The organism is Pseudonocardia sp. NPDC046786, from assembly GCF_040645415.1.
Classification (GTDB): domain Bacteria; phylum Actinomycetota; class Actinomycetes; order Mycobacteriales; family Pseudonocardiaceae; genus Pseudonocardia; species Pseudonocardia kongjuensis.
Genome location: NZ_JBEYYF010000020.1, coordinates 100,492 through 123,286 on the forward strand (window position 1 = coordinate 100,492; position 22,795 = coordinate 123,286).

Here is a 22,795-nt window from a genome sequence, read left to right on the forward strand (position 1 = left end):
CACGGCCGAAGCGCCGGGGCAGGGCCGCGCGGCGAGGTCCGCCCGTGCTCGGCGCGGTGGATACCGGCAGGTCACGGGGTAGCGGGCCGCGCTCCGGGAGGGGCGTCGTCAGCGGGGGTGGTGTGCGCGGGATGCCGCCGGGAGGATGTCGGTCACGGGGTGACGACGCTGCGCAGCGCGCGTCCGGCGAGCAGCTCGTCGAACCCGCGCTGGGCGTCGGCCAGCCCGTAGGTCCCGGTCAGGTAGCGCTCCAGCGGCAGCTCGCCGGCGAGGTAGCGGGCGGCGAGCATCGGCAGGTCGCGACGCGCGTCGCAGTCGCCCCAGATCGACACCCGCAGCGAGCCCCCGGTCAGGAACAGCTCGCGCAGGCCCAGCTCCAGGGTGTCGCCGACCTTCGGCGCGCCCACCACCACCAGTCGCGATCCCACCGCGCGGACTCCCAGCGCGAGCCCCAGCGTGCGCGGGCCACCGACGGCGTCGAGCACCACGTCGGCCCCGCGCCCCCCGGTGATCCGCCGGACCGCCTCCACCGGGTCGGCCGCCCCGGCGTCCACCGTGTGCGTCGCCCCGAACGCGGTCGCCGGCTCCAGCTTCCCGGCCTGCACGTCGACCGCGATGATCGTGGCGGCCCCGGCGGCGGCGGCCCCGGCGACCGCGGCCAGGCCGACCGCGCCGCAGCCGATCACCACGACGTCGTCGGACGGGCCGGTCCCGGCGGTGTGCACGGCGGCGCCGTAGCCGCTCGGTACCCCGCAGCCGAGCAGCGCGGCGATCTCCGGGGGCACCCGGGGATCGATCGGCACCACGTTGGCCGCCGGCACGATCGCCCGCTCGGCCAGCCCGCCGACACCGAGCACCGGGGTACCCGACGCGCCGTCCGCCAGCGGGATCGGCGGGCGCCGCAGGAGCCGGGCCGCGCACCGGGCGGGATGCCCGGCCGCGCAGTGCCGGCACCGGCCGCAGGCCACCATCGGCGCGACCACGACGGCGTCGCCGATCCCGATCCCGGCCCCGGCGCCGACATCCGGGCCGAGCGCCGCGACCCGGCCGGTGACCTCGTGGCCCACCACGTACGGGAAGTCGGTCCCCGAGGTGCCGTGCATGAAGTGGACGTCACTGTGGCACAGCCCGCAGGCGGTCACCTCGATCGCGATCTCGTCGCGCACCGGCTCGCGCAGCGGCACGGCCTCCACCGCGATCGGCTCGTGTGCCCGGCGGACGACGGCGGCGCGGTAGGTGTCTGTCATCTCGGCTCCTGCGGTGCGGTGGCTGCGGCGGGTTCGGCGTACCAGCGGGGCGCCGACCGGGGTGCGGTGTCGACGACGACGGTCCGGATCTCGGTGTAGGCCTCGTGGCCGATCCGGCCGAGCTCGCGGCCCACCCCGGACAGGCCGACCCCGCCGATCGGGGCGTCCGGGGCGAGCGCGCCGTAGGAGTTGATCCAGAAGTACCCGGCGCGGACGGCGCGCGCGGTGTGCAGCGCGCGTTCGAGATCCCGGGTCCAGCACCCGCCGACCAGGCCGAACGGTGAGTCGTTTGCCAGCTCGACGGCCTGCTCGACGGTATCGAAGCCCTGCACGGTGAGCACCGGCCCGAACGCCTCGTCCCGGATGATCGACGCTCCCTCGCCGGCCGACGGCGCCGTATCGCGGAAGTCCAGCACGGTGGGGGAGAGGAAGGCGCCGTCCGGGTGCACGCCGGCGGGCCTGCCGCCGCCGGCCGCCGGCACGGCTCCCGCGGCGACGGCGTCGTCGATCATCTGCTGCACCCGCCGTTCCTGCGACCGGGAGATCAGGCAGCCCAGCTCGCTGGCCGGGTCGAACGGGTCGCCCACCCGGATCGCCGCGGCGATCCGGGCGACCCGCTCGGTGACCTCGTCGGCCACCGAGTTCTGGACCAGCAACCGGGAGCCGGAGAAGCAGCGCTGCCCGGCGTTGCGGAAGATCCCGCCGACCGCGGCGTGCACGGCGGAGTCCAGGTCGGCGTCGGCGTAGACGATGTTGGCCGACTTGCCGCCCAGCTCCAGCAGGGTGCGCTTCATGTCGCCGGCGGCGTCCCGCATGACCTGCCGGCCGACCTCGGTGCTGCCGGTGAAGGAGACCATCGTGACGGCGGGATGGGTGACCAGCGCCCGGCCCACGTCGCCCGCGCCCTGCACGACCTGCAGCAGGCCGTCCGGCAGGCCGGCCGCGGTGAGCAGCTCGGCCAGCGCCGGTGCGGCCAGCGGGCTCTGCTCCGGTGCCTTGAGCACGATCGCGTTGCCCGCGGCCAGCGCGGGGCCCGCCTTCTGCGCGGCGAACATCAGGGTCGCGTTGAACGGGATGATCGCGGCGACGAGGCCGACCGGGTCGCGCAGGGTCAGCTTCAGGGTGCTGCCGTCGGCGGGCAGCGTGGATCCCTCCAGGCCGGTCGCCCAGACCGCGGCGCTGCGCAGATGGCTCGCCGCGACCAGCACGTCCCCGCGCGCCTCGGCGAGGGTCTTGCCGTTGTCCAGGGTGACCAGCCGGACCAGCCGGTCGGCGTCGGCCTCCAGCAGGGTGGCCGCGTCGCGCAGGATGCGGGCCCGCTCGTGCGGGCCGGTCCGGGCCCAGCCGGGCTGTGCGGCGAGCGCGCCGGCGACGGCCTCGTCGAGCAGTTCCGGCGCGGTGCCGGGCACGGTGGTGATCACACTGCCGTCGCCGGGGTGCAGATCGGGGACGGGCGGGCCGCCGCCGTCCCGCAGCCGGCCGCCGATGTAGGTGTGACGGCCGGGAACGGCCGGATGCTCGGTCATCGGACCTCCTCTGGACGGCGCCGGGCGCCGACGGCCCTGGTGGGGGCGGCGCGGTCCGGTGCGGACGAGCGAGCGCTCTTACGTGGGAAGCGCTGCGACGCTACCATGCGATGCATTAGATATGGGACGTAAAGTCCGATAGTTGTTGAGGAGGTCCTGTGGAGTACACCCATCTCGGCCGCAGCGGGCTGATCGTCAGCCGGCTGGTCCTGGGTACCGACAACTTCGGTACCCAGACCACCCCCGAGGACGCGTCGGTGATCATGGACCGGGCGCTGGACCTGGGGATCAACGTGATCGACACCGGCGACGTGTACGGATGGCGCTTCGGCGAGGGGTACACCGAGCAGATCATCGGCAAGTGGCTCGCCGGCGGGGCCGGGCGCCGGGACCGGACGGTGCTCGCGACCAAGCTCTACGGCCAGATGGCCGAGGGGCCGAACAACTCCGGGCTCTCCGCGCTGCACATCCGGCGGGCCTGCGAGGCGTCGCTGCGCAGGCTCGGCGTGGACCACATCGACCTCTACCAGATGCACCACATCGACCGGAGCACGCCGTGGGAGGAGATCTGGGAGGCGATGGACCTGCTCAAGGCGCAGGGCAAGATCGTCTACGTGGGCTCCTCCAACCATCCCGGATGGCACATCGCCGCCGGTCAGGAGGCTGCCTCCCGCCGCGGCAGGCCCGGGCTGGTCAGCGAGCAGACGATCTACAACCTGCTGGAGCGCACCGCGGAGCTCGAGGTGCTGCCGTCCTGCGCGCACTACGGAGTCGGCATGATGCCCTGGTCCCCGCTGGATGCCGGGCTGCTCGGCGGGATCCTCCGCAAGGAGCGCGAGCGGACCATGGGTGAGCCGCTGCCCGGCGCCCGGATCGCCACCCACCGGGGCAAGCGGCTGGCCAAGCTCGACCGGCACCGCGATGCGGTGCAGGCCTACGAGGACCTGTGCGACGAGCTCGGCGCGAAGCCGGCGGACGTGGCCGTGGCCTGGCTGCTGGCCCGGCCGGGGGTCTCCGCGACGATCATCGGCCCGCGCACGGTCGACCAGCTCGTCGAGGCGACCGGTGCGCTCGGCGTGCACCTCGGCGAGGACGTGCTGGCCCGGCTCGACGCGATCTTCCCCGGGCCTGGGCCCGCCCCGGAGGCCTACTCCTGGTGAGTTCCGCCGGTGTGGCCCCACCGGATCCCGGAGGGGCCACACCGCGCCGGTGCGCCGGATCAGCGGAAGGTCTGCCGCAGGCCGAGCAGCCTGCCGACCCCGCGCTTCTCCAGGTACTCCGCGTGGTCGCGCACCCCGTGCACGTAGGTGTCGAGGTAGCTCGCGGTCTCGCCGGCGACCGCCCGGTCCCGGTACTCGACGAGCTGCTCGCGGTCGTAGCCGTAGTGCCCCGGCGAGGACAGCGGGTGCGCACCGTACGGCGCGTGCGCGACCTTCTCGACGATCGCGCCGGGCATCGACACGATCCGCGGATCCGGCGACGGCGCGTACTCGTCGAGCACCTCGTCGGTCGAGACGATGACGTGGTCGCTGGCCTTGGCCATCACGTCCTCGAACCGGCGCTGGCCGAAGATCTGCACGTTGCCCTTGCGGTCGGAGACCTGCGCGTGGAACAGCCCGTAGTCGGCGCGCAGCGCGGGGATCGTGGTGACCGTCCGCCCGGTGTAGGGGTCGGTGGTGGTCCTGATCATCGGGTTGACCTTCGGCAGGTCGGTGCCCTCGTAGAGCGGGGGCAGCGCCACGAACGGCAGCTTGCTCGCCCCGGCCCGGAAGCCGTAGACGACCCAGGCCTCGTCGGCCTCGATGATCTCGATCGACTTCTGCTGCGCGGCCCGGCGGAAGTTCGGTGCCAGCCCGAGGAACTCCAGCCCGACGTAGGACACGTGCAGCCTGCGCACGCAGCCGGCCGCGATCAGCATGTCGACCGGGGCGCCCGCGCTGGGGGTGGGCATGAGCTCCAGGTCGCGCACCCCGCGCCGGATCAACGCGTTCACCAGCGCCATCGGGCTGTTGTGCGAGTGCACCCCGCCGAGGGCGATGGTCGCACCGTCGGGGATGTCGGCGACCGCCTCCTCCGGGGTGGTCACCTTGCTCGTGCTCGCTTCCACGCTCACCGTCCGGACTCCTTCGTCGCGGTGCCGAGCAGGGCCAGGCCCGTGCCGCTCGACAGCTCAGCTCTTCTGATCTTGCCGCCCTCGTCCACCGGCAGGGAGTCGACGAACGCGACCTCGCGGGGACGCTTGTAGGCGGACAGCTGCTCCGCGCAGTGCTCGATCACCTGCTGCGCGGTCACCTCGCTGCCCTCGGTGCGCTGCACGAGGGCCTTCACCGACTCGCCGTAGCGTTCGTCCGGCACACCGATCACGGCGGCGCGGTGCACGCCGGGGCAGCTCTGCAGCACCGCCTCGACCTCTCCGGCGTAGACGTTCTGGGCGCCCGAGCGGATCACGCCCTGCGCCCGGTCGGCGAGGTAGATGTAGCCCTGCTCGTCGCGCCAGGCCATGTCGCCCAGGCGCAGCCAGCCATCGCGCAGCACCGCGCGGGTGGCCTCGGGCTGGCTCCAGTACCCGGAGAACACGCTCGCCGCGCGGATCCGCATCTCGCCGACCTCGCGCGGCTCGACGACCCGGTCCTCGCCGTCGACCAGCTGCACCTCGGCGAACGCGGCGGGCCGGCCGACCGGCACGATCGAGGTCGGCCCGGTGGCGAGCAGCCGGTCGTGGTCGTCCGGGGTGAGCAGAGCGGCGAAACCGCCGGCCTCGGTGGCGCCGAACGCGTGGTACAGCCGCACGTCGAGCGCCTCGACCAGGGAGCGGATCAGGTTCCACGAGGTCGCGGCGCCGCCGTAGCCGATCAGCGAGAGCGACCGGGCGCGGCTCGCGTCGAGCCCCGGGAGCGCCGCGACCAGGTCGACCAGCATGGTCGGCACCAGGAACGCGTGCGTCACCCCGTACCGCTCGACGTCGTCGACGAAGGCCGCCCCGTCGAACCGCCTGCGCAGCAGCAGCGGCACGCCCAGGTAGGCGGTGGTGGTCACGAACGAGGCGCCGACCCCGAGGCTCAGCGGCATCGAGATCCAGGTCGGCCCGCCCCGGGGGACGTCGACCTCGCACAGGTAGTTCGCGGTGCTGGCCAGCTGCTGGTCGTGGGTGGCCATGCAGCCCTTCGCCGCCCCGGTGGTGCCGCTGGTGTAGCGCAGCGAGCGCAGGTCGGAGCCGCTGAAGACGCTGACCCCGCCGCGCTCGCCGGGGACCGGCCCGTCGGCACCCGAGGCGACGAGCTCGTCGAACGACTCGATCTCGATCTCCGCCTGCCCGGCCTGCGCCTGCCCGGTCCCGACCTGTCCGACGGTGACGATCCGCCGGACGGCCGGCGCACCGGCGGCCGCCTCCACCGCGGTCGCCGAGTCGCAGATCACCGCGGACGCGCCGGAGTGCACCAGGATGCGGCGCATCTCGGTCGCGGTGAGCTTCGGGTTGACGCCGACGGTCACCAGGTTCGCCTTCCACAGCCCGTGGTAGGCGACGACGACGCGGTGGTCGTTGGCCAGGACGAGCGCGATCCGCTCCTGCTCGCGGTACCCGCGGTCGATCAGCGCGTGTGCCAGCCGGTCGGTTGCGGTGTCCAGTTCGGACCAGGTCAGCTCGGTCCCGTCGGTGATGACGGCCGGATGGTCGGGGCGGCGTACCGCGTTCTGCCGCAGGAGGTTCTCGATGCGCATGGCGGCTCCGGATCGGTCAGGAGGGGGCTCAGGCGGGGAGTGCGTTCTCGATCAGGTCGACGACGAACGACGGGTGCTCGACGTGCAGGTTGTGCCCGGCGCCCGGCACCACCTGCACCGGGTGCCCGAGCGTGGCGCTCAGCTCGTCCGGCCGGACGCCGGGATCGGCGCCCCCGCAGGCGAGCCGGACCGGCCCGGCCGCCCGGGCGGCGACCCGGGCGAGCTCGTCGGCGTCGGCAGGAGGATCTGCTCCGGTCCGGGGATCGACGGCCAGCCGGAAGCCGCCGTCGCAGGTCAGCACGCCGGTGTCGAGCAGCTCCGGGTCCGCGTCCGCGGCCATTCCGCTGACCAGCGCGAACCGGCTGCGTGCCGGCTCGGGGGCTGCGAAGATCCGGGACGGGCGGGCGGCCCGACCGGCGCGGGCGGCGAGCTCGTCGGCCGTCCAGCCGACCCGCAGGGCGAGCACCGCGACCGCGCCGATCTCGATCCCGTGCGTGCCGTCGGCCAGGCTCAGCGCGACCAGCCCGCCGAGCGAGTGCCCGACGGCCAGGTCGATCCGTCGCCCCGGGGGGACCGCGCGCGCGACCGCCTCCGCGTAGCGCTGGTGGTGGTAGCCCGGCAGCGGATCGGACCGGCCGTGTCCGGGCAGGTCGACGGTCAGCACGTCCCACCCGGCGCGACGCCGGGCGATCTCGGCGAGCGTCGGCGCCCAGACCGCGGCGGTGGCGCCCGCACCGTGCAGCAGCAGCACCCGCGGCCCGGACCCACCGGTCCGTTCCAGATGGACGTGTGGCCCGCTCACGTCGCCCCGTCCAGGAACCCGCTGACGGCCGCGGCGAACTCGGCGGGCCGTTCGATCTGTGGATAGTGCCCGGCGCCGGGCACGGTGCACGAGCGGGCTCCCGGGATCCGCGCGGCCAGCTCCCGCCAGGTGTCGTCCGGGACCAGCGCGTCGTGCTCACCGCGGACGAGCTGCACCGGCAGCGTGATCGCGCCGTAGTCCCGGCGCGGTGGCCGGACCTGCGATCGACCCTCGGCGCCGTAGCGGGCCGGGGATCGCACCGTCGCGGCGGCCCCGGTCTCCCAGGCGCCGGGCAGCGCGGCGATCTCGAACCTGCGGCGCAGCAGGTCCTCGTCGTCGCGGTGGGCGGGATCGTGGAAGAGCACCGCCATCGACGGGCGCAGCCCGTCCAGGGTGCCGTCGAAGGTCTCCAGGACCTCCCGGCCGGCCGCGAGCGGCGGGCCGAGCCCGACGCCCGCGGCGACCACACTGCGCAGCGGCCACGACATAGTGCCGCGGGCTGCCATGTCCAGCAGCATCCGCGCGCTCAGCGATGTGCCGACGGCGTGCACCGCGTCCACGTCCAGGGTACGCAGCACCGCCGACACCTGCGAGATCATCAGCCGGCGCTGGCCGCCGGCGAAGTCGCGGATCTTGCTGCTGCGGCCGAAGCCGACGAGATCGAGCGCCAGCACCCGGTACCGGTCGGACCAGTACGGGATGCAGTCCGACCAGGTCAGCTCGGCGGCGGCGCCGTACTCCCCGCCGTGCAGCAGGAGCAGGACCGGGCCGTCGCCGGCGTCGAGATAGTGCGTGCGGATCCCGTCGGCGACGACGTGGCGGCTGCGCGGCGTCATCGACCACCGACCGTGCCGTACCGGCGGAGCACGCCGTCGGTGTCGACCTCGGTGCGCAGCAGGTGCAGGTCCTCGGCGCTCGGCGGCTCGACGACCTGCAGGTCGTCGGCCACCGGCAATTCGAACCCGGTGGCCTCCTGTACCTGCTCGACGGTCGTCCACGGGTGCAGCCGCGCCAGGCGCATGTGCTTGGACTCCGGCTCGAAGTCGAACACCCCGAGCGGGGTGAAGACCCGCCGCGGCCCGGAGGACTCGGGCCGGAACACCTTGCTGCGCGAGTCGCCGCCGTCCAGCCAGCCGGGGCCGCTGACGAAGTCGACCCGGTCCACGAACACCCGCGGGGTGTGGTGCTCGGTATAGATGAAGCTGGACTTGAAGCCGCCGGAGAAGACGAGCCCGATCGTGCCCGGCCCGCGCACCTTCGGGTTGTCCCAGTCGCCGATCATCGCCATGTTCAGGTTGCCGAACTTGTCGATCTGCAGGCCGCCGAGGAAGGCGAAGTCGAACCGGATGGCGGTCTCGAAGTCGACCACGTCGTCCAGGCTGTAGTGGTACTCGCTGGTGACCAGGTTCCGGTAGTCGGCGGAGGACTCGGTGAGCCGCCGGATCTTCGGGTTGGACGCCCCGCTGCCTCCGCAGAAGAAGGTGAGGTTCGGGGCGTGGGTGAGCTGGGCCAGCCGCAGGCCGGCCGCGGGGATGTGCGACGCGGCGCCGACCGAGCCGAACTCGCCGTCGCTCATCTCGTGGGCGATCGAGATCGCCATCATCTCGGCCCAGCTGTAGGTCTCGCCCGACACGGCGCCTCCCACTCTCCTGCGGCGGCAACCCTTGCACACCCGTGAGTTCACGATTAACGTACACTAAGTCCGATTGTTGTTACAATACGCTGTGGTTGGGGGAGTCGATGGGCGGAACCACCGCGATCGAACGGGTGCTGCACGGGCTCGTCGACCTGCACTGCCACTCCGGGCCCAATCCACTGCCCCGCCGGTTCGACCACGTGCAGGCGGCCCGCGACGGTGCCCGGCTCGGGATGCGCGCGCTGCTGGCCAAGTCGCACCACCACAACACGGTGATGGACCTGCTGGCGGTGCGCGAGCAGCTGAGCGGGCTGTCCACGCAGGTGTTCGGCGGGATCGCGCTGAACCAGTTCGTCGGCGGCATCAACCCCTACGCGGTCGAGCTGAGCCTGCGGATGGGCGGGCGGTGCGTCTGGTTCCCGACGATCTCGTCCTCGGCGCACATCGACCATCACAACTCCGGCGGCGGGTTCCCGACCCCGACGATCCCGCTGAGCAGCAGCCAGACCGACATCCGCACCGGCTCCGGCGAGCTGCTGCCGGAGGCCCGCCGGGTGATCGAGCTGATCGTCGAGTCCGACGCGCTGCTCTCCGCGGGACACCTCGCACCGGACGACGTCCGGCTGGTCTTCACCACGGCCGCCGAGCTCGGCGTGCGCCGGATGGTGCTCAGCCATCCCAACTTCGTGATCGGCTCGGATCCGCAGCAGTGTCGCGAGTTCACCGCGCTCGGCGCCTACATCGAGCACGAGACCGCGATGTACGACCCGGAGGTCGCGCAGGCCAAGGGTGGCCCGGAGCAGCTGATGGAGTGGATCTCGGCGATCGGCCCGGAGCACACCGTGCTGGCGTCCGACCTGGGCCAGTACGGGCGTCCGATGCCGGTCGACTCCTTCATCCGGGTGGGTGGGGCACTGCTCGACCTGGGTCTCCCGGAGAAGGACCTGGGGATGATCGTCCGGGACAACCCGGCGTACCTGCTCGGCCTGGACCGCTGATCGCCACGAGACGGAGGAACGTCGTGTACAGCCCCACCGACCCCAGGGCGACGCTGCCCGGGGGGAGCGCCCCCCGCTCCGACGATCCGGTCGCCGCGTTCCAGGCGTTCGCGCTGGACGACCTGGCGCCGTCCGAGGTGAGCCCGGCGGGCAGCGCCACCTGGTACGTCCGCGGGCAGAACTTCGTGCTGGCCTACACCCGGGCCGTCGCCGGCGACCCGCTCGTCCGGCCGGCCGCGGTGCAGCACCACGAGTACGTGCTCGTCCTCCCGCACGACGGCGGGACCGTCCGGATCGACCACGACGACGCGGGCACCGCGCAGCTCGCCGACCGCGGGATCGCCGTCGTCCCGGCCGGGACGAGCAGCCTCACCGCGGCCGGGGACCTCGACCTGGTCCGGCTGTTCGACATCCGCACCACCGACCTGGCGCAGCTCTGCCACAACGCGCAGAGCTACCGGGAGCCGCACCCGAGGATCGCGCAGCTGCAGCCGTGGCCGGACCCGGTCGGCGGGCCGCGGATCCGGGTGTACCGCAACGCCGACCACCCGATCTCGCCGGACCGGTTCGGGCGGATCTTCCGCACCAGCGCCTTCATGGTGAACTTCGGCGAGCCCAAGCACGGCCCCCGAGACCCGGACCGGCTGTCCCCGCACCACCACGACGACTTCGAGCAGTGCTCGCTGACCGTTGCCGGGGACTACGTGCACCACGTCCGTACCCCGTGGACGGCGAAGCTCTCCCAGTGGCGCCCGGACGTGCACGCCGAGATCGGCAGCCCCGGCGTGGCGATCATCCCGCCGCCGACCGAGCACACCAGCCGGGCGGTCGGCGACGGGGAGCACCAGCTGATCGACATCTTCAGCCCGCCGCGCGCCGACTTCTCGGCGAAACCCGGATGGGTCCGCAACGCCGACGAGTACCCCGCCCCGGACCGGGTGTCCGGTGGCTGACCGGGCCGATGTGCTCGCCGGCGGTGCGGACGGAGCCCCCGCGCTCGGTGCCTGGATCAAGCTGGCCACCACCGAGAGCGTGGAGATCATGGCAGCGATCGGGATGGACTTCGTGGTCGTCGACCTCGAACACGCCCCGCTGGACCTGGAGACCGCGGCCCGGATGATCGTGCTGGCCCGCGCCTGCGGGATGACCCCGCTGGTACGGGTGCCCGGGCACGAGGCCGCCACGATCGGCCGGGTGCTCGACTCCGGCGCGGGCGGGATCCTGGTCCCGCACGTCGAGGACGCCGACCAGGCCCGCGCGGTGGTGTCCGCGGTGCGGTTCCCGCCGCACGGCGCGCGGGGTGCCGGCGGCACCAGCCGGGCCGGGCGCTGGGGTCTGCTGCCGCGGGCCGAGTACACCCGGTTCGGCAACGAGCAGGTGCTGTGCATCCCGCAGCTGGAGAGCGCCGGGGCGATCGGCTCGGCACCGGAGATCCTCGCTGTCGACGGGGTGGACGCGGTCTTCCTCGGCGCCGGTGACCTGGCGCTCTCGCTCGGGCTCGGCGCCGGCGACCCGGAGGTGCGCGAGCTGCTGGGCACCGGGCGGGCGGCCGCGGCGGCCGCCGGGAAACCGTGTGGCGCGGCGAGCGCCGGGGTGGAGGGTGCGCTGGGTGCCGCCGGGCTCGGGCACCGGTTCGTGGTGATCGGCAACGACGTGACCCTGCTCGCCAGGGCCGCCGACTCGCTGGTCGCCGGGGTGCGCAACGGGCTGCGAGGTGCCCGGTGACGGACTGTCCGCTCGTCGGGACCTGGGAGCTCGTCGGGTACGAGGTGCCCGACGCCGAGCCCGAGGACCGGCACCCGCTCGGGTCCGACCCGCTCGGGCGGCTGATCTACACCGCGGCGGGCGACATGGCCGTGCACTACATGGCCGGGGACCGGCCCGCGCCGGCGACGGCGAACTGGCGGTTCACGACCGACGCCGAGAAGCTCGCCGCGGTCCGCGCCTACGGCGGCTACTCCGGTCGCTACACCTGGCACGGGGACCGGGTCTCGCACCACGTGGAGGCCTGCATCCACCCCAACTGGATCGGCACCACGCTCGTCCGGGGGGTCGAGCTGACCGACACCGAGCTGGTCCTGCGGGCCGCCGAGCCCGGCCCCGCACCGACGCCGGTGCTGCGCTGGCGTCGCCGCAGCTGATCCGGCACCGCAGTCGATCCGGCACTGCAGTTGATCGACCACCGCAGTTGATCGAACACCGCAGCCTGCCCGACAGAGAGGGGTCCCAGAGATGCTCGTGGACGCGCACGCCCACCTGGTCACCGACGAGCCGGGCTACCCGTACCTCCCCGGTGCGTCGCCGAACGCCCTGATGCCCGTCGAGCGGATGCTGGAGGCATTGCGGGACAACGGCGCCGATGCCGCGATCGCGGTGCAGCGGGCGCACGTGTACGGCTTCGACAACAGCTACGTGCTCGACGCCGCCGCCCGGCATCCGGACCGGGTGCGGGCGATGTGCGTGATCGACGGGCAGGAACCGGACGCGGCGGACACCGTGCGCCGTCTCGCCGGACGCGGTGCGGTCGCGATCCGGCTCACCGCGCCCGGTGGCGACCAGCACCATGGCCCCGGCGGGACCGGCTGGTTCGCGGGGCCTCAGGCCCGTGCGGTGTGGGCTGCCGCGGCGGAGTCCGGGATGTCGATGTGCCTGCACGTCTACCGGTGGAACTCCGCGGAGGTGCTGCGCGCGCTGCCGGCGGTGCTCGACGCGGTGCCCGGCATCCCGGTCGTGCTCGATCACATCGCCGCGGTGGACCTCACCGGCCCGCGGTCCGCGACCGGACCGTTGCTCGCGCTCACCGACCGCGAACAGGTGCACGTCAAGGTGACCACGCTGAACCTGGCCCGGCTCGACGATCCGGCCCCGCCGGTGGAGTGGCTGGTCGCGCGGTTCGGCGCGGGCCGGGTGCTGTGGGGCTCGGACGTCACCCAGACCCGCGGCGAGTACGCCGGCATGGTCGGCACCGCACGGCGCGCGGTCGCGGGGCTCCCCGCCGCCGACGCCGCCGAGGTGCTCGGGGGCACCGCGGCCCGGCTGTACGGGCTCACCCCGCCGACGGCCGGGTGAGCCGGTGCTCGTCGACTCGCACGTGCACCTGTTCACCGCTGAGTTGCCGCCGGCCGGGGACGCGTGGACGGTGCCCGAGCGTGCACTGCCGGTCGAGGAGTTCGAGACGCTGATGCGGCGGCACGGGGTGACCCACGGGGTCGTCTCCGCCATGAGCCTGCTCGACGACGACACCTACACGCTGGCGGCGCTGCGCCGGAACCCACGATTGCGGGGCACGGTGAGCGCCGGGCCCGGCACCGATCCGGCCCGGCTGCGCGCCCGGTGCACCAGCGGCGTCGTCGGGATCCGGTTCCAGTGGCGCAGGCGGCCCGAGCTGCCGGACCCGGCCGATCCGGGCTACCGGCGGGTCCTGGACACCGCCGCCGATCTGGGCATGCACGTCGAGCTGAACGTGGAACGCGACCGGATGGCCCCGGTGCTGGCCGGGTTGTGCGGGCACGGGGTGTCGGTCGTCGTGGACCACTTCGGTGACCCGCATCCCGAGCTCGGCTACCGGACCCCCGGCGGCGAGGCACTGCTGCGCGCGCTGGACACCGGACGGGTGCGGGTCAAGCTGTCCGCCGGGTACCGGTTCCGGGTGCCCGCCGAACGGCTCGCCGGCAACGCCGCCGAGCTGATCGCCAGGGCAGGGCCGGACCGGGTGTTCTGGGGCAGCGACGCCCCGTTCGTCGGTGCCCGCGAGCCCACCGGCTACCCGGCGGAGCTGGCGGCCTTCACCCGGATCGTGCCCGACCGGGCGGTCCGCGAGCGGATCCACACCGCGGCGCACGACTACTACTTCGGTCCCGTCCGGTGACGGGCCGCCGCGCTGGACCGGGCTCAGCGCTCCCCGGCCACCGCCAGGACGGTGTCCACCGGGTCCCCGTTCGGCACCACGACCAGGCCGCCGGACAGCGGTCGGAGCTTCTGCGCCAGCTCGGTGGCCAGCTCCAGGCCGACCCGGTGGCCACTGCTGCCCGCCCGGTCCAGCTGCTCCAGCACCCGGGACGGGACGTGCACGTCGGGAACCTCGTGGGTCAGGTACTCGGCCTCGGCGAACCCGCTCAACGGGCGGATCGAGACCAGCACTGGCGGGAGCGGGTCGCCGATCTCGGTCAGCAGCCGTTCCAGGTCCTCCGCGGCGTAGACCGGCCGGGTGATCAGGAACTGCGCACCGGCCGCGATCTTGTCCCGGGCCCGGCCGGCCGCCGCGGCGAGATCGCGCCCGCCCGGGTTGATCCGCGCGCCGATCTCGAAGCTCGTGCGGGTGGGCAGCGGGAGCCCGTAGAAGTCGATCCCGTCGTTGAGCCCGGTGAGCAGCTCGATCAGGCCGATCGAGTCGACGTCCCAGATGCCGTCCACGTGCGGGTAGTCGCCGACGAGCGGCGGGTTGCCGGTCTCGCAGACGATCCGGTGCATGCCCAGGGCGTGCGACCCGAGCAGATCGGCCTGCAGGGCCATGATCGTGCGGTCCCATGTGGACACGGTGGCGACGGTGTCCACCCCGAGCCGCTGGTGCAGGTGCAGCGCCAGGTCGACCGGGCTGAGCCGGGCGCGCACCCCGTTCCCCGCGCCGACCGAGATCAGGTTCACCCCGTGCTCGGTCAGCCGGCGTGCGGCGTCGACGGCCGCCTCGGTGCCACCCCGGTCGTCCGGGGTCAGCTCCACCGCCAGCAGGTCGGTGGGCTCCGGGGCCCGGACGACGGGCGTCGCGGGCGCCGGGACGGTGGTGGTCACCGCCGCCCGTCGACGCGCGTCCCGCTCCCGGACGAGCTCGACGACCGCGGCGAGCTGGGGCGGGGTGGTCCCGCAGCATCCGCCGACGACCCGGGCCCCCACCTCGACGAGCTGCCCGACGTAGCGGACGAGGTACTCGGCGTCGATGTCGTACTCGAACCGGGCCGGACCTGTCCGGCGCGGCAACCCGGCGTTGGGCTGGCCGGTCACCGGGAGCTCGGTGTGCTCGCACAGCTCGCGCACCACGTCGAGCATGTGCCGTGGACCGAGTGTGCAGTTCGTGCCGATCGCCGCGACCCCGAGTTCGCCGAGCGCGTGCGCCACGTCGCGGGCCGGGTGCCCGCTCAGCGTCCGGCCGTCCGGGCCGAACGTGGCCTGGGCGACGATCGGCAGGCCGGTCTCGCCGACCGCGATCCGGGCGGCCTCGACCAGCTCGTCGAGGTGCCCGAAGGTCTCCAGGACGATCAGGTCGACACCTGCCCCGTCGAGCAGCTGCAGCTGCTCGGTCACCGCCTCGGAGCGGGCGGCGGCCGGGACCCGCCTGCGTTGCTGGACGCTCACCGCGGGCGACACCGAGCCGGCGACCAGCACCCCGGGCCGGGCGCCGGCGGCCTCCCTGGCGATCCGCACCGCATCCCGGTTGATCTCACCGAGCCGGTCGGCGAGGCCGAACTCGTCGAGCCGCAGCCGGTTCGCGCCGAAGGTGTTGGACTGGACGATGTCCACCCCGGCGTCGACGTACCGGGCGTGCACCGCTCGGACCAGATCCGGGTCCGAACAGGACAGCGCCGGCAGTGACTGGTCGAGGGCATTGCCCGCGGCGTGCAGCATGGTCCCCATCGCGCCGTCGCAGACCAGCACGCGGTCGCTCACCATCGTCCGGAAGTCGGCGACAGACAGGCTCATGATCCGTACCTCGACCCTTCGATGATCTCGACGGCGATCTCGGCCATCAACCGGTCCCGGTGCAGGTCGAGCCGCAGCCCGGTGATCTCCTCGATCCGGCGCAGCCGGTAGGCGACGGTGTTCGGGTGAACGTGCAGCCTGCGCGCGGTGCGGCTGGGGCTGCTGTTCTCCTCGAAGTACACCGACAGCGTCGTCAGCAGGTCGGTGCCGGTCGAGGAGCCGTCGGCGAAGAGCTGGCCCAGCACCTCGTCGCCGAACCGGCGCAGCTCGGCCGGATCGGGGAACTGCAGCAGCAGCCGGTGCACCCCCAGCTCGGCGAACGGCACCACGGTGCCCTGGACGGGCGAGCGCAGGCCGGCGGTGAGTGCCCGGCGGGCCTCCGAGTACGACCGGGCGACCCGGGCGGCGACCCGGCACTCGTTGCCGATCCCGATCGCGGGGACCACGACGCCGCGCCGGTGGAGCTCCTCGACGAGCCCCTCGGTCAGTTCGAGTGCCCGGGCGACCGCCGCGGGCAGCTCGGCCCGGCCCGGCCCGCCGGGGGGCCGGTCGGCCGCCGGGCCGGGCAGGACCGCGACCACCTCGTCGGTCCGGACGGCGAGGATGGCCTCCGGTGCGATGGCGCCGAGCACCTGCTCGACGACCGCGGCGGTGGCCGGGGCCTCGGAGTCCCTGGGCAGCGGCACGACGGCGACCGCATGCGGCAGCGACTCGTCGTAGCCCAGGTGCTGGGCCCACTGCGTCGCCTCGCCGCGGTCGATGTCGCGGGCCAGCAGCAGGCCCTCGACCAGCTCGCGGCGGGCCCGCCCGGCTGCGGCCGTGACCACCAGGTCCCGGCCGAGCAGCACCCCGCAGACCATCGCGGCGTGCTCGCCGGCCAGCAGCATCAGGTCCTCGCCGAGCCCGGCGTCGTTGTGCCCGTCCGGCTCCGCGGTGGACAGCAGGTAGCCCGCCAGGTCCTTGCCGACCGAGACAGGGGCGACCCCGACCGGCGTCTCCCGCCCGTGCCCGGGGACCTGCAGCGCCCGCCGGTTGCGCGCCGCGGCCGAGAGGATCCGGCCGAACCCGGCCGTCCCCGCGTGTGCCCGCGCGATCGACAGGATGTCGGTGGCGGTTCGCGGGCCCGCCTCGGCGAGCACCTCGAGCCCGCGGTCGAGCACCGTGACCGAGGAGCCGGTCGCCGAGGCGAGCAGATCGACGATCGCGTCGAGATCGCTCTGCTGGGCCGCGGCCGCCGACAGGTGGCTGCACATGGCGACGAACCGGCGCAGCCGGAGCAGCTTCTCCGCGATTTCCGGCCGGCCGGCGGTATCCGCGGACCGGAGCCCGGAGCGGCTCGGTGTCGAGTCCGCTGCGGCCATGTCAGCACAGTAGGGCCAGCCGGACGCGGGAGGCAATGACCGTTTCGGGGCGAATGAAATCGGCTGTGATGTGTCACAAAAAGTATCGATGCCGATTAGTGGGGCGCCACATACGGGCAGCTTCGGGCACCACCGTGCCGGTCCGGGCTGGTTGTGCAGGACGACAGTTCCGGTGGTGGATGTTCTGGCGATCGCCCCGAAGACCGGCGGCCGGACGACGTGTCAGGCTGATTGCCATCGCTTTCCGACAATTCCTGGTAATGGCCGGATGCGTTCTCGTCGAGCAAAGGTGTCCGGAGGGAGTGCGACATGGGGACCGAACGGTTCTCCTGGCCGAGGCCCTTCCGGCCGCGGATCCCCGCCGCAGGCGGCTACCGGTCGAACCGGGTGCTGCGCCGCAACGCCGCATGGGCCCGGCTGGGCGCGCTGCTGGAGCGCACACCACGGGGGTACCGGCTGTTCACCGCGACCGAGCGGGTGACGAAGGAGCAGCTGTTCGGCTGCCGGATGTGCGGCCAGTGCGCCCTGCCGACGACCGGCTACACCTGCCCGATGACGTGCCCGAAGGAGCTGCGCAACGGCCCGTGCGGCGGCGTCTCGCCGGCCGGTGCCTGCGAGGTGCATCCGGAGCTGCGCTGCGTCTGGGTGCAGGCCCACGAGCGCGCCGAGGCCGCCGGCCACGACGACGATCTCGACCTGCTGCACCACCCGGCCGACCACCGGGAGTGGGGGCGCAGTGCCTGGGTGAACCACTGGCGGGCATACGAACGCCCGCCGGAGGACCCGGGACCGCTGCTGCACCGCCGGCTCGGGGTGACACCGCTGTGAGCGGCGGGCTGCGTGCGGCGCTGGCCGCGGGCCGGTTCGCGCTGACCGCCGAGCTGGGGCCGCCGCGCGGGGCGGACGCCGAGGAGGTGACCCGCAAGGCGGGGCTGCTCGCCGGCCGGGTCGACGCCGTGAACGTCACCGACAACCAGGGCGCCCGGGTGCGGATGTCCAGCCTCGGTGGCGCCGTCCTCGCCGGGCGGGCCGGGATGTCCGCCGTCATGCAGCTGACCTGCCGGGACCGGAACCGGATGGCGATGCAGTCCGACCTGCTCGCCGCCGGTGCGCTGGACGTCCCGCACGTGCTGCTGCTGACCGGCGACCATCCCCGGTTCGGCGACCACCCGGAGAGCAGGCCGGTGTTCGACGTGGACGGGGTGCAGGCGATCAGGATCGCCCGCACCCTGCGCGACGACGGCGTGCTGATGTCCGGCGAGCCGCTCTCGGCGAGACCGGGCTGGCTGATCGGGGCGGTGGAGAACCCGTTCGCACCGCCGACCCGGTTCCGGGCCCGGCGGCTGGCGAAGAAGGTCGCGGCGGGAGCCGAGTTCGTCCAGACGCAGTACGTGTTCGACATCGGGCAGCTGCGCCGGTGGGCGGCCGAGCTGGTCGAGCTCGGGGTGCCGGAGCGCTGTGCGGTGCTGCCCGGGGTCGGGCCGATCCGCTCGCTGCGGATGCTGGAGTTCCTGCGCACCGGGGTCCCGGGCATCTGGGTGCCCCCGGAGGTGGAGAAGAGACTGCGCGGCGTGCCGCCGGGCCGGGTCGCCGAGGAGGGCGTCCGGCTGTGCGTGGAGACGCTGCAGCAGCTGACCGAGATCCCCGGGGTGTCCGGCGCACACGTCATGGCGTTCGGCTTCGAACGTGGCGTCCCGGAGATCCTCGACCGCGCCGGGTTCGCTCCGGTGCCGTGCGAGACCGACCGACCCGTCGCCGCAACCGGAAGGTGAGCGCCGTGCTCCTGGACGTCCGACCACACAGCAGGCTCCGCGGGGACCGGGCGGTGGACCTGAACGCCGCCGTGCTGCCCGTCCTCGACGCGGTGACCGCCAGCGACGTCGACCTCAGCCGGGTCCGGGTCGTCGCCGACTGGGTGCAGTACCGGGACAGCTTCCGTGGCGTCGTGCAGTCCCGGCGGATCGGCCATGCCACGCCGGACACCGGCGGTCCGCCCCCGCCCGAACCGCTCGGCGTCCGCGAGGACGACCTGGAGATCGCCGTGGACCTGCGCCGATCCGGCTCGGTGGAGGCCGGGGAGCTGCACCGGCTGACCGCCGCCGCGCTGACCGCCGCCGACGACGACGTGCCGCTGGAGGACTGGGGGCCGGGCAGCCGCAGCTGCGTGTGGGACTTCAACGCGCTCTACTGGTCGGCCCTCGAACTCTGGGAGAAGTCCACCGGCCGGGGCTACGAGCAGGCCCTGCCCGGTGGGGAGAGCGACGCGCGCAACGCCGAGGCCGCCCGGGAGCTGATCCTGGAGCTGTTCGGGATGTGGGACCGGCTCGCCGCCGCCCAGGCGCTGCCCGACGAGCTGTACGTACTGGAGATCGGGGTCGGCAACGGGGGGCAGGCCAAGGTCTTCCTCGACGAGTTCGCCCGGCTCGACCAGGAGCGTGGCAGCGAGTACTACTCCCGGCTGCACTACCTGATGTGTGACTACTCGGCGCACGTGCTGGAGCTGGCCCGCGACGCGGTGGCCGAGCACGCCGAGCAGGTCAGCTCGTTCACCCTCGACGCGACCCGGCCGTGCACCGCGCTCGGCTTCCTGGAGTACAAGATCTTCCTCGTCTACGTGTCGAACGTCTACGACAACCTGCCCACCGACGAGGTGGCGCACCTGGGCGGGCGCACCTACCAGGTCGAGATCCGGGCGAACTTCGCCTCCGCGGAGGCGGCCGAGCTGGCCGCGTCCGTGGGGATCGGGATCGACCGGCTGCCCGGCATCGTGCACCGGCTGCTCCGGCTCGGGCCGTCGCTGCTCGCCGACGCGATGCCGGACCTGTTCCCGGACACCGGCACCGCGGTCGAGTTCTGGCGGCGTGCCTGGGCCGCGGTCCGGCTCGACGAGCGCTACGTCCCGCTCGCCGGGCTCGACACCTACGACCTGGGCGGCGAGACCGACCTGGGCGGCGAGCTGCTGCGGCCGCTGCTGGAGTCCGGCGCCGACGTCCGGATGCACGTGAACAACGGCGCGCTGCAGAGCTTCGTGGACAGCCTGCGGCTGCTGCACCCGTACGGGCGGCTGGTCTGCCACGACCTGTTCGTCACCGAGATCGAGGGGTACCGCACGCACTTCCGGGGCCCCGGGAAGTACGACGGCTCGGTCGTGAACTGGGTGAACGGTCCGCTGCTCGCACACGTGGGCCGGCGCCGCGGGTTCGACGTGCGCTACGAACGGTTCCGGCACCGTGCGGGCGGCGGCAACATCGTGACGATGACCGCGCAGGCCAGGGACTGATGGCCGTGCTGCGGACGTCGGTGGTGGGCTCCTACCCGGTCCCGGACTGGATGGAGCGGCTGAAGACCGAGTACTGCCGGGGCCGGATGAGCCGGGCCCAGCTGCTGGACGTGCACGAGACGGCGATCAAGGCCGCGCTGCGCGACCAGGAGTTGGCCGGCATCGACATCGTCTCCGACGGTGAGCTGCGCCGGGACAACGACCTGGACTACCTGCTCGCCCGGATCTCCGGCATGGAGATCCCGCGCACGACGAAGGACTTCTACTTCGACTACTACGACGTGCGGGTCGGTGCACCGCTGCCCGCGCCGTCCGCGTCGACCTCGCTCGGGCTGGCCGACGACTTCGTCTTCACCTCCGAGCGGACCGACCGCCCCGTGAAGTTCTCCTTCACCGGCCCGTTCTCGCTGGCCCGGCACGTCCGCAACGACGCCTACCCGGACCGGCGCGGGCTCGTGCTGGCGATCGCCCGCCAGCTCGGTGCCGAGGCACACACGCTGGTCGCGCGGGGTGCCACCCATCTGCAGATCGACGAGCCGTTCCTGGCCGGCTACCCGGACGAGGTGGGGCTGGCGGTGGAGGCGATCAACGTCGTCACCGCGGGCGTGTCCGCCGAGTGGGGCCTGCACGTCTGCTATGGCAACCGCTACGCCAGACCCTCCTGGGAGGGGCACTACGACTTCCTGTTCCCCGCGGTGCTGGAGGCCTCGGTCGACCACCTGGTGCTGGAGTTCGCCCGCAAGGGCCTCGACGACCTGCCGATCGTCGCCGAGCAGGGCTGGGACCGGGGCGTCGGCCTCGGCGTGATCGATGTGAAGAGCCGCCGGGTGGAGAGCCCCGAGCAGGTCGCCGGGCGCATCCGCCGGGCACTGGAGCTGTTCCCCGCCGAACGTCTGATGGTCAATCCCGACTGCGGGCTGCGGCACCTGCCCGGCCCGATCGCCAGGGCGAAGCTGCACGCGATGGTCGCCGGCGCCCGGCTGGTGCGCGAGGAGCTCGTCGGCCTCCCGGCGGCGCCCGCCGGCCTCCGTCCCGTTCCCGAGTCCGGCACCGATCACGGTCCGCCCGTCACGGCCGCGGCCGTGACCTCCGAGAAGCCCCGCCCGAGCACCGAGGAGACCTGAGACGATGACCTCGTCCGACGACCACGACTTCCTGTTCACCTCCGAGTCGGTGACCGAGGGTCATCCCGACAAGATGGCCGACGCGATCTCCGACGCCGTGCTGGACGCGATCCTCGCCGAGGACCCGAACGGCCGGGTGGCCTGCGAAACCCTGATCACCACCGGGATGGTGGTGCTGGCCGGCGAGATCACCACCATGGCCACCGTGGACTACACCGGCATCGTCCGGGACACGGTGAACCGGATCGGCTACGACCGTGGCGAGTTCGGCTTCGACGGGAACAGCTGTGCGGTGCTGGTCGCGCTGGACAAGCAGTCCCCGGACATCGCCCAGGGCGTCGACGAGGCGCACGAGCACCGCGGGCGGACCTCCGACGACGAGCTGGACCAGGCCGGCGCCGGTGACCAGGGGATGATGTTCGGCTACGCCTGCGACGAGACCCCGGAGCTCATGCCGACCCCGATCGCTCTGGCGCATCGCCTGTCCCGCAGGCTCTCCGAGGTTCGCAAGGACGGCACGCTGCCCTACCTGCGGCCGGACGGGAAGACCCAGGTCTCGGTGCGCTACCGGGGCGGTCGCCCGGTCGCGGTGGAGCGGGTGCTGGTATCCACCCAGCACGCCGAGGACGTCACCACCGAGCAGATCCGCACTGACATCTGGGAGCACGTGGTGGTCCCGGTGCTGCCCGCCGAGCTCTACGACGCCGCGACGCTGCGCGCCGCGATGCTGGTGAACCCGACCGGCCGGTTCGTGATCGGCGGTCCGGTCGGTGACGCGGGACTGACCGGACGCAAGATCATCGTGGACACCTACGGCGGCTTCGCCCGGCACGGCGGCGGGGCCTTCTCCGGCAAGGACCCGTCCAAGGTGGACCGGTCGGCGGCGTACGCGGCCCGCTACGTAGCGAAGAACCTGGTCGCGGCCGGCCTGGTGGGCCGGGCGGAGGTCCAGGTCGCCTACGCCATCGGGGTGGCCCGGCCGGTGTCGGTGCTCGTCGAGACCTTCGGCTCGGAGACGGTCGACCGGAAGCTGATCGAGAAGCTGGTGGTCGATCACTTCGACCTGCGTCCGGCGGCGTTCCGCGACTACCTCGACCTGCGCCGGCCGATCTATGCTGCGACCTCGGCGTACGGCCACTTCGGACGGACCGACGTGGACCTGCCGTGGGAGCGCACCGATCGCGCCGAGTCGCTGCGCGCCGCCGCCGCCGGCCGCGCCGCGGACGCCACCCCCGCGCTCGCCGGAGGTGTCCGATGAGCCACCCGAAGCTGCAGAACCGTGGCGGGCTCGACTTCGCGGTCGCCGACATCGACGGTCACGAGGCGGGCCGCAAGGACATCCGGCTGGCCGAGAACGAGATGCCGGGCCTGATGGACCTGCGCCGCGAGTACGCCGAGGCCAAGCCG

At 73.4% G+C, this 22,795-nt stretch carries 22 protein-coding genes; 13 read left to right on the forward strand and 9 right to left on the reverse strand.

The annotated features are described in order from the left end of the window. Positions 1-152: 152 nt before the first annotated feature. Both ABZ881_RS22725 and ABZ881_RS22730 read right to left on the reverse strand, forming a co-directional pair. Complete coding sequence (locus ABZ881_RS22725) at positions 153-1,247, reverse strand: zinc-binding dehydrogenase (protein ID WP_358487467.1); 1,095 nt, start codon at positions 1,245-1,247, stop codon at positions 153-155. Next, positions 1,244-2,773 carry an aldehyde dehydrogenase family protein gene (locus ABZ881_RS22730; protein ID WP_358487469.1) on the reverse strand — a complete coding sequence of 510 codons (1,530 nt, stop codon included), beginning with the start codon at positions 2,771-2,773 and terminating at the stop codon, positions 1,244-1,246. The genes ABZ881_RS22725 and ABZ881_RS22730 overlap by 4 nt, the downstream gene beginning before the upstream one ends. A gap of 158 nt (positions 2,774-2,931) precedes the next feature. On the opposite strand from ABZ881_RS22730, the gene ABZ881_RS22735 reads away from it, so the two are divergent. After that, a complete protein-coding gene (locus tag ABZ881_RS22735) occupies positions 2,932-3,933 on the forward strand; it encodes an aldo/keto reductase (RefSeq protein WP_358487471.1) in 1,002 nt (333 codons plus the stop codon). A gap of 59 nt (positions 3,934-3,992) precedes the next feature. Here ABZ881_RS22735 and ABZ881_RS22740 read toward each other — a convergent pair whose 3' ends face one another. Genes ABZ881_RS22740 through ABZ881_RS22760 form a run of 5 tightly spaced genes read right to left on the reverse strand, consistent with a single transcriptional unit; the run spans position 3,993 to position 8,928 of the window. Continuing rightward, entirely contained in the window at positions 3,993-4,886 is an 894-nt protein-coding gene (locus ABZ881_RS22740; RefSeq protein WP_358487473.1) for a CoA-transferase, read from the reverse strand. Continuing rightward, positions 4,883-6,493, reverse strand: a complete 1,611-nt coding sequence (locus ABZ881_RS22745) for an AMP-binding protein (protein ID WP_358487475.1) — start codon at positions 6,491-6,493, stop codon at positions 4,883-4,885. The genes ABZ881_RS22740 and ABZ881_RS22745 overlap by 4 nt, the downstream gene beginning before the upstream one ends. Before the next feature lie 28 nt (positions 6,494-6,521). Next, positions 6,522-7,295, reverse strand: a complete 774-nt coding sequence (locus tag ABZ881_RS22750) for an alpha/beta hydrolase (protein ID WP_358487477.1) — start codon at positions 7,293-7,295, stop codon at positions 6,522-6,524. Then, positions 7,292-8,131: an alpha/beta hydrolase gene (locus tag ABZ881_RS22755; protein ID WP_358487478.1), complete on the reverse strand. Its 840-nt coding sequence runs from the start codon at positions 8,129-8,131 to the stop codon at positions 7,292-7,294. The genes ABZ881_RS22750 and ABZ881_RS22755 overlap by 4 nt, the downstream gene beginning before the upstream one ends. Then, positions 8,128-8,928 carry a CoA-transferase gene (locus ABZ881_RS22760; protein WP_358487480.1) on the reverse strand — a complete coding sequence of 267 codons (801 nt, stop codon included), beginning with the start codon at positions 8,926-8,928 and terminating at the stop codon, positions 8,128-8,130. The genes ABZ881_RS22755 and ABZ881_RS22760 overlap by 4 nt, the downstream gene beginning before the upstream one ends. 107 nt (positions 8,929-9,035) lie before the next feature. On the opposite strand from ABZ881_RS22760, the gene ABZ881_RS22765 reads away from it, so the two are divergent. The 6 genes from ABZ881_RS22765 (at position 9,036) to ABZ881_RS22790 (ending at position 13,797) form a co-directional block, all read left to right on the forward strand. After that, a complete protein-coding gene (locus ABZ881_RS22765; protein WP_358487481.1) occupies positions 9,036-9,929 on the forward strand; it encodes a DUF6282 family protein in 894 nt (297 codons plus the stop codon). Between the two features lie 23 nt (positions 9,930-9,952). Then, on the forward strand, positions 9,953-10,882 hold the full coding sequence (locus ABZ881_RS22770) for a hypothetical protein (protein ID WP_358487482.1): 930 nt from the start codon (positions 9,953-9,955) through the stop codon (positions 10,880-10,882). Next, the gene (locus ABZ881_RS22775) at positions 10,875-11,654 is read left to right on the forward strand and encodes an aldolase/citrate lyase family protein (protein ID WP_358487484.1); all 780 of its coding nucleotides are present in this window, start codon (positions 10,875-10,877) and stop codon (positions 11,652-11,654) included. The genes ABZ881_RS22770 and ABZ881_RS22775 overlap by 8 nt, the downstream gene beginning before the upstream one ends. Then, complete coding sequence (locus ABZ881_RS22780) at positions 11,651-12,070, forward strand: lipocalin-like domain-containing protein (protein WP_358487486.1); 420 nt, start codon at positions 11,651-11,653, stop codon at positions 12,068-12,070. The genes ABZ881_RS22775 and ABZ881_RS22780 overlap by 4 nt, the downstream gene beginning before the upstream one ends. A 91-nt stretch (positions 12,071-12,161) precedes the next feature. Beyond that, positions 12,162-12,998, forward strand: coding sequence for an amidohydrolase family protein (locus ABZ881_RS22785; RefSeq protein ID WP_358487488.1), 837 nt, complete (start codon positions 12,162-12,164; stop codon positions 12,996-12,998). Positions 12,999-13,002: 4 nt separating this feature from the next. After that, positions 13,003-13,797 (forward strand): amidohydrolase family protein, encoded by a 795-nt coding sequence (locus ABZ881_RS22790; RefSeq protein WP_358487489.1) that lies wholly within the window; start codon positions 13,003-13,005, stop codon positions 13,795-13,797. Between the two features lie 23 nt (positions 13,798-13,820). Here ABZ881_RS22790 and ABZ881_RS22795 read toward each other — a convergent pair whose 3' ends face one another. Both ABZ881_RS22795 and ABZ881_RS22800 read right to left on the reverse strand, forming a co-directional pair. Then, complete coding sequence (locus ABZ881_RS22795) at positions 13,821-15,623, reverse strand: bifunctional homocysteine S-methyltransferase/methylenetetrahydrofolate reductase (protein WP_358487491.1); 1,803 nt, start codon at positions 15,621-15,623, stop codon at positions 13,821-13,823. Continuing rightward, complete coding sequence (locus tag ABZ881_RS22800) at positions 15,620-16,984, reverse strand: helix-turn-helix domain-containing protein (RefSeq protein WP_358487493.1); 1,365 nt, start codon at positions 16,982-16,984, stop codon at positions 15,620-15,622. Before ABZ881_RS22800 ends, ABZ881_RS22795 begins: the two co-directional genes overlap by 4 nt. A gap of 309 nt (positions 16,985-17,293) precedes the next feature. Between ABZ881_RS22800 and ABZ881_RS22805 the strand changes: the two genes are divergently transcribed. The 6 genes from ABZ881_RS22805 to ABZ881_RS22830 all read left to right on the forward strand — a co-directional run. Then, entirely contained in the window at positions 17,294-17,812 is a 519-nt protein-coding gene (locus tag ABZ881_RS22805) for a methylenetetrahydrofolate reductase C-terminal domain-containing protein (protein WP_358487494.1), read from the forward strand. Further along, on the forward strand, positions 17,809-18,756 hold the full coding sequence (locus tag ABZ881_RS22810) for a methylenetetrahydrofolate reductase (RefSeq protein ID WP_358487496.1): 948 nt from the start codon (positions 17,809-17,811) through the stop codon (positions 18,754-18,756). Before ABZ881_RS22805 ends, ABZ881_RS22810 begins: the two co-directional genes overlap by 4 nt. 5 nt (positions 18,757-18,761) lie before the next feature. Beyond that, positions 18,762-20,264, forward strand: coding sequence for a hypothetical protein (locus ABZ881_RS22815; protein ID WP_358487497.1), 1,503 nt, complete (start codon positions 18,762-18,764; stop codon positions 20,262-20,264). Continuing rightward, a complete protein-coding gene (locus ABZ881_RS22820) occupies positions 20,264-21,388 on the forward strand; it encodes a hypothetical protein (protein WP_358487499.1) in 1,125 nt (374 codons plus the stop codon). Before ABZ881_RS22815 ends, ABZ881_RS22820 begins: the two co-directional genes overlap by 1 nt. Before the next feature lie 4 nt (positions 21,389-21,392). Further along, positions 21,393-22,646, forward strand: coding sequence for a methionine adenosyltransferase (gene metK / locus ABZ881_RS22825; RefSeq protein ID WP_358487500.1), 1,254 nt, complete (start codon positions 21,393-21,395; stop codon positions 22,644-22,646). Further along, positions 22,643-22,795 (forward strand): adenosylhomocysteinase (locus tag ABZ881_RS22830; protein ID WP_358487512.1); only part of this gene is annotated, 153 nt, incomplete at its 3' end. The genes metK and ABZ881_RS22830, both read left to right, overlap by 4 nt.

Excerpts from the sequence above, each read along its gene's own strand:
- ABZ881_RS22820 (WP_358487499.1), top strand. The coding sequence starts at position 20,264 with ATGGCCGTGCTGCGGACGTCGGTGGTGGGCTCCTACCCGGTCCCGGAC.
- ABZ881_RS22755 (WP_358487478.1), bottom strand. The coding sequence starts at position 8,131 with ATGACGCCGCGCAGCCGCCACGTCGTCGCCGACGGGATCCGCACGCAC.
- ABZ881_RS22800 (WP_358487493.1), bottom strand. The coding sequence starts at position 16,984 with ATGGCCGCAGCGGACTCGACACCGAGCCGCTCCGGGCTCCGGTCCGCG.
- ABZ881_RS22745 (WP_358487475.1), bottom strand. The coding sequence starts at position 6,493 with ATGCGCATCGAGAACCTCCTGCGGCAGAACGCGGTACGCCGCCCCGAC.
- ABZ881_RS22725 (WP_358487467.1), bottom strand. The coding sequence starts at position 1,247 with ATGACAGACACCTACCGCGCCGCCGTCGTCCGCCGGGCACACGAGCCG.
- ABZ881_RS22805 (WP_358487494.1), top strand. The coding sequence starts at position 17,294 with ATGGGGACCGAACGGTTCTCCTGGCCGAGGCCCTTCCGGCCGCGGATC.
- ABZ881_RS22730 (WP_358487469.1), bottom strand. The coding sequence starts at position 2,773 with ATGACCGAGCATCCGGCCGTTCCCGGCCGTCACACCTACATCGGCGGC.
- metK (WP_358487500.1), top strand. The coding sequence starts at position 21,393 with ATGACCTCGTCCGACGACCACGACTTCCTGTTCACCTCCGAGTCGGTG.
- ABZ881_RS22765 (WP_358487481.1), top strand. The coding sequence starts at position 9,036 with ATGGGCGGAACCACCGCGATCGAACGGGTGCTGCACGGGCTCGTCGAC.
- ABZ881_RS22785 (WP_358487488.1), top strand. The coding sequence starts at position 12,162 with ATGCTCGTGGACGCGCACGCCCACCTGGTCACCGACGAGCCGGGCTAC.
- ABZ881_RS22795 (WP_358487491.1), bottom strand. The coding sequence starts at position 15,623 with ATGAGCCTGTCTGTCGCCGACTTCCGGACGATGGTGAGCGACCGCGTG.